6 protein-coding genes and 1 pseudogene are annotated in these 9,161 nt (G+C 69.3%); 2 read left to right on the forward strand and 5 right to left on the reverse strand.

All coding sequences use genetic code 11. The annotated features are described in order from the left end of the window. Both pelF and GA0115259_RS21405 read right to left on the reverse strand, forming a co-directional pair. Positions 1-1,343: GT4 family glycosyltransferase PelF (gene pelF / locus GA0115259_RS21400; protein WP_107469237.1), on the reverse strand; the 1,343-nt coding region annotated here is incomplete at its 3' end. A gap of 94 nt (positions 1,344-1,437) precedes the next feature. Continuing rightward, positions 1,438-3,672, reverse strand: coding sequence for a hypothetical protein (locus tag GA0115259_RS21405; protein WP_093599641.1), 2,235 nt, complete (start codon positions 3,670-3,672; stop codon positions 1,438-1,440). Between the two features lie 488 nt (positions 3,673-4,160). On the opposite strand from GA0115259_RS21405, the gene GA0115259_RS21410 reads away from it, so the two are divergent. Further along, positions 4,161-4,664: a VOC family protein gene (locus GA0115259_RS21410; RefSeq protein ID WP_093599645.1), complete on the forward strand. Its 504-nt coding sequence runs from the start codon at positions 4,161-4,163 to the stop codon at positions 4,662-4,664. A gap of 6 nt (positions 4,665-4,670) precedes the next feature. Here GA0115259_RS21410 and GA0115259_RS21415 read toward each other — a convergent pair whose 3' ends face one another. Together GA0115259_RS21415 and GA0115259_RS21420 are read right to left on the reverse strand one after the other, a co-directional pair. Then, complete coding sequence (locus GA0115259_RS21415; protein ID WP_093599648.1) at positions 4,671-5,510, reverse strand: helix-turn-helix transcriptional regulator; 840 nt, start codon at positions 5,508-5,510, stop codon at positions 4,671-4,673. Between the two features lie 113 nt (positions 5,511-5,623). Further along, positions 5,624-6,388, reverse strand: coding sequence for an SDR family NAD(P)-dependent oxidoreductase (locus GA0115259_RS21420; protein ID WP_093599651.1), 765 nt, complete (start codon positions 6,386-6,388; stop codon positions 5,624-5,626). 390 nt (positions 6,389-6,778) lie between these two features. Between GA0115259_RS21420 and GA0115259_RS21425 the strand changes: the two genes are divergently transcribed. Then, positions 6,779-8,875, forward strand: coding sequence for a glycosyl hydrolase family 28-related protein (locus GA0115259_RS21425; protein ID WP_093599654.1), 2,097 nt, complete (start codon positions 6,779-6,781; stop codon positions 8,873-8,875). A gap of 60 nt (positions 8,876-8,935) precedes the next feature. Here the strand turns inward: GA0115259_RS21425 and GA0115259_RS40465 are convergent. Continuing rightward, positions 8,936-9,161 (reverse strand): annotated as a pseudogene (locus GA0115259_RS40465) (hypothetical protein); the annotation flags it as partial.

A 9,161-nucleotide genomic window follows, 5' to 3' on the forward strand; every position in this document is an offset into this window, starting at 1 on the left:
GCGGCACGTCGTGGCGGATCGGCCAGCAGCTCCAGCGCCGCCGCGGCCATGGCGGCGGGCTCGCGCGGCGGGACCACCAGACCCGTCGGTCCCACCGCCTCGCGCACGCCGCCGACATCGGTGGAGACGGTCGCCCGCCCGCAGGACATCGCCTCTATCAGAGTGAACGGAAAGCCCTCGCTGATGCTGGAGAGCATTACCACATTGCCCGCCGCGTAGGCGTCCTTGATGTCCTCGACCCGTCCCTCGAAGGTGACCGCGTCGCCGTGGCCGAGGGAGGCGGCGAGCTCCTCGCACCGCTCCCGGTAGGCCTCGCCGCCGCGCGGAGTGCCGCCGAAGAGCCGCAGTCGCGCCTGCGGCAGCTCCGCGCGGACCCGGGCGAACGCCCGTATCAGTGTCTCCAGGTCCTTGATCGGATCGACGCGTCCCGCCCAGCTCAGGGTCGGCAGGGCCGGTTCGGGTCCGGCGGGCGGGAAGGCCGCGGGATCGACTCCGTTGTAGACCGTGCGGATCAGCCGTGGATCGGCTCCGCCCTGTTCCTCCCAGAGCCGGTTGTAGCGGTTGCCGGGAGTGATCAGCGCGGCCCTGCGGTACGTCTCCTCCGCCAGCAGCCGGAAGAAGCCCAGCAGGACCGCCTTGACGGGCCAGCGGTAAGGAGCGGTCCGGTAGCCGAGATAGCGCTCCCGCAGATAGACGCCGTGCTCCGTCAGCAGCAGCGGGACACCGTGGAGTTCGGCCGCGGCCAGGCCCGGCAGCACGGCGACACCGCCGCTGACCGCGTGGCTCACGCCCAGCTCCGGCGGACGGGCGGCGAACGGGCGCAGCGCGTGCTCCAGGAGCCCGGTGGCGGTGACCGCGTCGTACAGCGTCGGGCGGGCCTCGCGTACGGGCAGTCCCGGCCGGTTCCATACGGCGGTCAGTATCCGCACCGCGCGGTTGTCGCGCAGGGCGGGGCTGAGCGTCCCGTCCTGCGCGGCGCGTGCCATCTCGTAGAGGGCGGGAGCGAAGCCGCTCTCTGCGGCCGGATCGAGCAGCGCCGTCAGGAACCGTTCGTACGCGGCCGTCAGCCGGCGCAGCGCGCGACCGCGCGGCAGGGCTCCGTCGGGAGCGGGCCCCCACATCGGGACCGGGTCCAGCCCGGTCACCTGCGGCGGAAGTTCCCATACGGCGCTCTCGCGGCCGGTTCCCGTGACCGCGACGACATGGAAGTCCATGTCGGGCATACCGCCGACGAGCTGGTCGCACCAGACGCTCACGCCGCCGTGACTGTGGGGGTAGGTGCCTTCGGTGAGGAGGGTGACACGCGCCGCGCCGGGACGCGGCGTGCGGTGACGCTGGGGCATGGAGGCGCTCCACGGCGAGAAGAGTGCGGTGGCGTGGCGGGCCCTGTCGGCCATGCGGCGGACAGGACCCGGTGCCGGGAGAAAGGTGCCTGGATCAGTGCTCGGTGCCGAGCCGCACGGGCTGCACGGGCTGCACGGTCCCTACTGGCCGTTCCGGCCGTAGGACACCGGCGGGTACCGGCGCGCGCGGCGCGGTCCGCAGTGATGGCTCTGCGGCGCGGCGCGCGGTCCGGTCGCCGTGGCCGGCCGCCTGGTCCGCTGCGGCAGAGGCGTCCGCTGCGGCATGGGCCGGTACCAGAGCCTGCGGCAGTGTGAGCGTGACCCTGTCCTGGCCGACTGCCCGCGAGACCCAGCCGGAGACGGTTCCCGCGTACGGCTCGCCGAAGCCTGTGGTCCCAGCCGGGAGGCTCTGGGCGGTCCCGGCTGGCATGGTGGCGGTGACAGCCACGTCCTGCGGCGCCTGGACGGTCACGGTGTCGCCGATCCGGTAGCCGGTGACGGCGCCGCTCTTGACGGCGGTGTTCCAGACGGTCCGCTCGCGCAGCTCCTCACCGATGTCGCTCATCCGGAGGTTCACCAGCGGCGTGTTGTCGGCGTGGAGCGCCGCGTACCGGTCGAGGACCGCGTCCAGGACCGGGTATCCGATCCGGTCCTCGGCGAGATTGGACTGGTGCATGAAGTGCGGACGCGGGTCGTTGGCGAGGACATGCCCGAGGGCGATGCTCGTCTCCAGCGGCACGATGTGGTCGGTGTAGCCGGTCGCGGTGTCCAGCGGCGCGTCCAGGCAGGTGGTGTTGGCGAGGTCCTCGCACAGACCGCTGCCGCCCTGCGCCCGGCTGGTGTAGAGCCAGTTGTACTCGTCGACCTGCTCGGACGTCCGGCCCGCGTTGTAGAAGATGTTGATCGGATACCGGGCCACGGTGAGGGCGGGACCGACGGTGCGCTGGCCCGGGTCACGGGAGTTGTCGGAGGCGAGCCAGGCGACACCGTTGTCGGCGAGCGCGGGAGCGAGATTCGGGTTGTCGTCGGGCTGCTGCGGCAGCACCTTCAGCCCGGAGTGCTCACCGGTCACCAACTCGTCGTTCCGCAGCGGGAGTCCGGCCCGCTCGCCCCACTGCCGGTTCTCGGATATCTGCCGGGAGATCTCCGTACGGCTGACATAGCGTGTGCTGCCGTCGGCATTGGTGGCGCACTTCCACGGGACGACGGTGACATTCTGCTCGCAGCCGAGGAACGCGTGATCGTAGGTGTGGTTGAGCCAGCGGAAGTCGGCGTGCCTGGCCAGGAATTCATCGGTGGCCGGATCGGCTCCGCCGTTGTCCTCGCGGTGCTGCTCGCTGCCGGCGCCGTTGTACGCCAGATCGAGCGCGAAGCCGCGCCGCCGTGACCAGTCGGCGGCGTCGCGCACGTCCTCGGCCGACATCCGGATGGGATTCTGGGTGCCTTGGCCAGGCGGGCAGTCCACATCGCCGGGAGTGCAGTTGAGCAGCGGGTCCCAGCGGTCGTCGGCGCCGAAGACATCGTCCACATGGACGGCGAAGTAGTTCCGGGAACCACCGAGGCGTATCTCCTCGGTCATCCAGTCGACGATGCCACGGGCGAGAAGCCTGAACTGCTGCTGGTACTGGTTGTATACAAAGGTGACCACCAGTTCCCGGCGGCCGTCGTGCCGGTACTCGCCGACCAGCGAGCCTCTGGCGGTGGAGCCGGGTATCGGCGCGTCCACATAGGTGGTGAAGTCGGCGTCGGCCAGCGGCCGGGAGAGATAGGCGTAACTCTCCCCGATGTCCGGGGCGTTGTCCTCGAAGGGCACCTCGCCGTCGAGATAGCCGAACGGGCCCGCGCTGCCCGCGGGAGTCACCTCGGCCCGTACACCGTCCAGGGAACCGCTGTAGCCGCCGCTGGTGGGCACTTCGAGACCGGCCTGAGGCCGTGCGTAGGTGTACGCGTCGACCTGCGGGATCGCGTACGTCCGCTCATAGGCGGCGAGGGCGGCCATCTCGGGCGAGCCGGCGTCGAACGGGTTGTCGTTGGGCAGGACCACGGCCTGGAACTTCGCCCGTGGCCGGCCGTCCACCGTATCGGCCAGGAAGGCCGGTCCGATCACGGGCCGGTCGGAGCGTCCGAGATCCACCACGGTGTACGGCGTGCCGGCGGTGTCGAGTTCGGCGGCGATGGCGGCCGTGGCCGGACCGCCGTCGGTGACCACCAGGACGCGTAAATCGATACGGGGCGCCGGCTCATCGGCGAGCGCCGGCGCCGCGGGTAACGCGAGCGCGAGCAGCAGCGCTCCGGCGGTCAGTGCGGTCGTGCGAATGCTCCGCTTCATACGGTCGAATCCCTCCCCGGCGGGTCCGGTCGGCTCTCCCGACCGCCGGACCCCCGCCCCCAGCACGGCGCCGGCCCTCGTACGGAGGACCGGCGCCGTGCACTGATGCCTCATATGGTGATGGGTGCGTGCGGGTTCCGTGCGCCGGTTGTGAAACATGACGGAAAAACGCGGGCGATCCCGGCGTCTCCCGCCGCTTCTCGTGGGCGGGCCTGGCATGTCCCGTGATCACCGTTTTGGCGCGCCCTGTCCGTACGGCACAACGGAAAGCGGTATACGGACGGCCCGCCGCATACCGCCCGTACGGCCCTGCGGTCCGTTCCGTCTCCGGTCGTCTCATTCGGCGCGATTGCGGCCCTGTCGGCGCCCGTTGAGTTGCCCGGGTGTCCTGGGGCCAGCAGAGTGGACATGGCGCGGCGGTCCCGTACGCGCTGTGCGGTCCCGCACGTGGTGCGGTGCTGTCGGGCGGGTGAACCAGGGAGACGGTGATGGCGCGACGAGAAGATCTTCCGGCACCGTCACAGGGGCTGGTCCTGACGCACTTCCTCACGGTGCGTGATGTCGGCGTTTCGAGCCGCTTCTACGCGGACATCCTCGGCGGCGAGGTGGTGCTCGCCGAGAATCCCGCGATCGTGAAGGTGGCCAACAGCTGGATCATCATGAACCCGGGCGGCGGACCCACTCCGGACAAGCCCGATGTCATCCTCACTCCGCCCGCTCCCGGCGACCCCGTGTCCTCGTTCCTGAATGTACGGGTCGCCGATCTGGCCGCGTTCTACGAGCAGGCCACCGCGAAGGGCGCGCACTTCCTGACCGAGCCGCTCGACCGCAAGGCGGAGCTGCGCTGCTATCTGCGTGATCCGGACGGATATCTGGTCGAGGTGGGCCAGGCCACCGGGATACTCCACGGCGTTTTCGCCGATCGCACGCCGGCCGATGCGGGCTCCGGCTCCGGCTCCGGCTCGGGCTCGGGCTCCAGCGACGGCGGCTGACCGCCGTCAGGTGTGGGGCTGTCGGTCGCCCATGACGGACAGGAGCTGGAGCTTCTCGTAACTCTGCGTTCCGGGCGTGGCGGTGAAGACGAGAAGGGCCTGCGCCTGGTCGACGTCGAAGAGGACCTGGCAGTGCAGTTCGAGCACACCCAGTTCGGGGTGGCGGATCCGCTTCGGTCCGTCGCGGGGGATGCCGATCTCATGCGCGCTCCACAGGGCGGCGAACTCCTCGCTCTCCTCCAGGAGCACATCGACGATCCGGCCGGCGCGGGAGTCCGCGCCCTGGCGTGAGTAGGCGACGCGGAGCTGGGAGGCGAAGAACCGGCTGTGCGTCGGGTGGTCGTCCTCCGGATAGATCAGCCGTGCGCGCGGATCGGTGAACCAGCGGTGGAGCAGGCTGCGCGCCAGACCGGTGTGGCGGGTCTCGTCGCCGAGGAGCGCGACCGCGAGTCTGGTCTGCGTCAGTGTTTCGGCGATTCCATTGATGACCTGGGCCGGAGTGTCGTCCAGCCGGTCCAGGATGCGCATGATGCCCGGATTGACATGGTCGCCGCGGAGCGCCCGGCCCGGAGTGTTGTGCCCGGCCATCCGGAAGAGATGGTCGCGCTCGTCCAGGGACAGATGCAGTCCGCGTGCGATCGCGGCGAGCATCGGTTCCGAGGGCTGCGGACCGCGCTGCTGCTCGATACGGCTGTAGTAGTCGGTGGACATACCGCACAAGGTCGCCACCTCTTCGCGGCGCAGACCGCGGGTGCGCCGGCGCGGACCGCGAGGGAGGCCGACGTCCTCGGGCTGAAGGGCTTCGCGGCGGGTGCGGAGGAAGTCCGCCAGTTGTGCTCGGTCCATCTGCTCAGTCTCCCTCTTCGGTCAGCGAAGCCCTGGTACGCCCGGATGCGCCCAGGTGCGGCGACGGTGGCGCGCGGGATCATGGAACCGCGCGCCACCTCGTACCGCTCCGCTCAGAGCAGGGTGCCGCCCGAGGCCTCGATACGCTGCCCGGTGATCCATCCGGTGTGCTCGGAGAGCACCGCCGCGACGACGCCGCCGATGTCCTCGGGTTCTCCCACCCGGCCCAGCGCCGTCTGGCTGTCCAGCTGCGCGCGGACCTGTTCGTTGTCGCGGATGAGGCCGCCGGCGAAGTCGGTGGCCACGGGACCGGGAGCGACCGTGTTCACGGTGATGCCACGCGGACCGAGTTCCTTGGCGAGATACCGGGTGAGAACCTCGACGGCGCCCTTCATCGACGCGTACGCCGAGGCACCGTGACCGGTGAAACGGGTCAGTCCTGTGGAGACGTTGATGATGCGCCCGCCGTCCGCGATGAGCGGTACGAGTCCCTGGGTCAGGAAGTACACACCGCGGAAGTGCACATTCATCAGCTCGTCGAAGCCCTCCGGAGTGGTCTCCGCGAACGGCGCCATCAGGGCGCCGCCGGCGTTGTTGACCAGGAAGTCGAAGCTCTCCCGGCCCCAGCCGTCCTTCAGCACACGGCGTACGTCGTCGGTGAACCGGTCGAACGATTCGAGCGCGCCGGTGTCGAGCCGAAGGGCGAAAGCGGTACGGCCCAGCCCTGCCGCGGCGTCGACAACGGCGTCGGCCTCGTCGGCGTGGGAGCGGTAGGTGATGATCAGATCGACACCGTCCTCGGCGAGCCGGAGCGCGGTACCGCGCCCCAGACCCCGGTTGGCTCCGGTGATGATCGCGATCTTGCCCTGTGTGGTCATGGGACGGCTCCCTCATGGCGGGTGGCCGCCGCGTGCTGGTCACGCGATCCGGACAAACCACTCGCCACGCCCCAGCTTGGGCCGGGCCATGGACTGGATGAAGGGCCCACTTGTCCAGGGACCGGCAGTCCCTGTCTCGGCGGCACCGTCCACCTCGGTGGTGGCGACCTGTCCGGTGAGCCTTGTCCCGCGTTGCGGAAATCTGGCAATGAACCAGGCGGTCAGCGCAAGAATTCAACGAGTGTGCGCAGTTGAGTGGCAAGGAGACGAAATCGGTTCGCATGAACCTTGTGGAACGGGCTGCGTGGGTCCTACTGTCGCCTCACCTCATGGCGTCCGCTCCGCCGAGCGTCACAGGCGTTCACCCTCCCGACAGAAACGAGCATTTCGATGTCATGGAGCATCACAGGAGCCGCAGCGAGACGGTCCGGCAGACCAGCGCGCGGGACCGCGAGGACCGTCGCCGCCGTGACCGCGGTCGCTGTCGGTCTCAGCGTGCTGGCCGGCGGTACGGCCCTCGCCGGTACGGGCGCTGACGGTGCGTCGGCCAGGTCGGCCGGATCGGCCGCGTCGGTCCCTGTTGTGACACGCGCCGCCCTCGATCCATCGCTCGTCGCGGGCAGAGGCGCGCGCGTCGGCTTTGTCGAGCAGGAGGCGGAGAACGCCCCGACGAACGGCGCGGTCATCGGCCCGGACCGTACCGCGTACACGCTGCCGGCCGAGGCGTCCGGCCGTAAGGCGGTCAAACTGACGGCAGGACAGCATGTCGAGTTCACACTGCCGAGCGCGGCCAACGCGATCACCGTGCGGTACAGCATTCCGGACGCGCCCGACGGCGGCGGCATCACCGCACCGCTCGATGTCGCGGTGAACGGCAAGAAGCGCTCCATCATGACTCTGACGTCGCAGTACGCGTGGCTCTACAACCAGTACCCGTTCTCGAACGACCCGAACGCCGGTCTGCTGCATCCCGACTGGTGGATCACCGAGTGCTCCTGTGTGCCGAGCGGGACGACGCCGGCGCCGGCGATCGACAAGCCCTTCCGGCCGAACCACTTCTACGACGAACAGCGTCTGCTGCTCGGTGCGACGTACCGCGCCGGTGACAAGGTCCGGCTCACGGTTCCCGTCGGCAGCAGGGCCGCGTGGACGGTGATCGATCTGCTCGACTCGGAGTTCGTCGCTCCGCCGCGTGTCGAGCTCCTCGCCGCGAATGTCCTGGCCTTCGGCGCCGATCCGTCCGGCCGGCGCGAATCCGCCGACGCGTTCGACAAGGCGATCGCCTTCGCGAAGCGCAAGCATCTGAAGGTGTACATACCGCCGGGCACCTACCAGGTGAACCGTCACATCATCGTCGACGACGTCACGATCGTGGGCGCCGGCAACTGGTACACCATCATCAAGGGCCGTCAGGTGGAGCTGAGCACGCCGGCACCCGACGGCTCGGTCCACACCGGTGTCGGCTTCTACGGCAAGGACGCCGCGGACGGCGGCAGCACCGATGTGCATCTGTCCGGCTTCGCGATCGAGGGCGATGTCCGCGAGCGCATCGACACCGACCAGGTGAACGGTATCGGCGGAGCGATGAGCGACTCCACCATCGAAGGCCTCTACATCCGGCACACCAAGGTCGGTCTCTGGTTCGACGGACCGATGTCGAATCTGCGGATCACCGACAATGTGATCGTGGACCAGATCGCCGACGGCCTCAACTTCCACACCGGTGTGACGGATTCGGTGGTGTCGGACAACTTCGTCCGCAACTCGGGTGACGACGGTCTCGCCATGTGGTCGGAGAAGACCGCCAACGCAGGCAACACCTTCGACCACAACACCGTACAGACGCCGGTGCTCGCGAACGGCATCGCCATCTACGGCGGCAAGGACAACACCGTCTCCAGCAACCTCATCGCCGATCCGATCCGCGAGGGCAGCGCCATCCAGGTCGGATCACGCTTCGGCGCCGAGGCGTTCACCGGGCATCTGCGGATCACCGACAACACCACGGTCCGGGCCGGTACGTACGAGCTGAACTGGAACATCGGCCTGGGCGCCATCTGGTTCTTCGCGCTGGAGAAGGACATCGACGCCGACATCCAGGTGACCGGTGACCACTTCCTCGACAACACCTACAACGCGATCATGCTGGTCAGCGACTGGCCGGTGAAGGATCTGTACTCGATCACCAATGTCCACTTCAAGGACATCAAGGTCGACGGTACGGGCACCTCGGTGGTCAGCGCGCGGGTGGCGGGCTCGGCGTCCTTCCAGAACGTGGACGCCCGCAATGTCGGAGCGGTCGGTGTCAACAACTGCGGATCGTTCAACTTCACGCCCGCAGGCTCGGAGTTCTCGCTGACGGACCTCGGCGGCAACGACGGAGGCGGCACCACCGGCGCCTGGCTCGCGACGTGGGAACTGCCGAACACCATCACCTGCGACGACCGCCCGCCGGTGGTCGTCCCACCGGCGCCGTCCACTTGGTGACACCCGTCTGAGCACACAGGAGCGGCAGCCACTGATCCGGCTGCCGCTCACGCTCGCCGCCTAGAAGTCGACCGTGGTGTCGATGTCGGCCACCGTCAGCACGAGATGGTCGAGCCGGTCGATACGCATCGATCCGGTCTCCGTTCTTCTGCCGGAGTGAGTGTGCGGTGTGTGCTCCGGCGCCCGTCGCGGGCCGCTGGATCGGGCCTGGTCCAGGACTCGGCGACGTCCTCGCGCGGCCCCCGGGCGCACTTCTTCAGATAGGAGCGGGTGCGGCGGCCCCGCC

The organism is Streptomyces sp. MnatMP-M17, from assembly GCF_900091995.1.
GTDB lineage: Bacteria > Actinomycetota > Actinomycetes > Streptomycetales > Streptomycetaceae > Streptomyces.

Coding starts and splice junctions, on each gene's coding strand:
- GA0115259_RS21415 (WP_093599648.1), bottom strand. CDS start 5,510: ATGGACCGAGCACAACTGGCGGACTTCCTCCGCACCCGCCGCGAAGCC.
- GA0115259_RS21425 (WP_093599654.1), top strand. CDS start 6,779: ATGTCATGGAGCATCACAGGAGCCGCAGCGAGACGGTCCGGCAGACCA.
- GA0115259_RS21410 (WP_093599645.1), top strand. CDS start 4,161: ATGGCGCGACGAGAAGATCTTCCGGCACCGTCACAGGGGCTGGTCCTG.
- GA0115259_RS21405 (WP_093599641.1), bottom strand. CDS start 3,672: ATGAAGCGGAGCATTCGCACGACCGCACTGACCGCCGGAGCGCTGCTG.
- GA0115259_RS21420 (WP_093599651.1), bottom strand. CDS start 6,388: ATGACCACACAGGGCAAGATCGCGATCATCACCGGAGCCAACCGGGGT.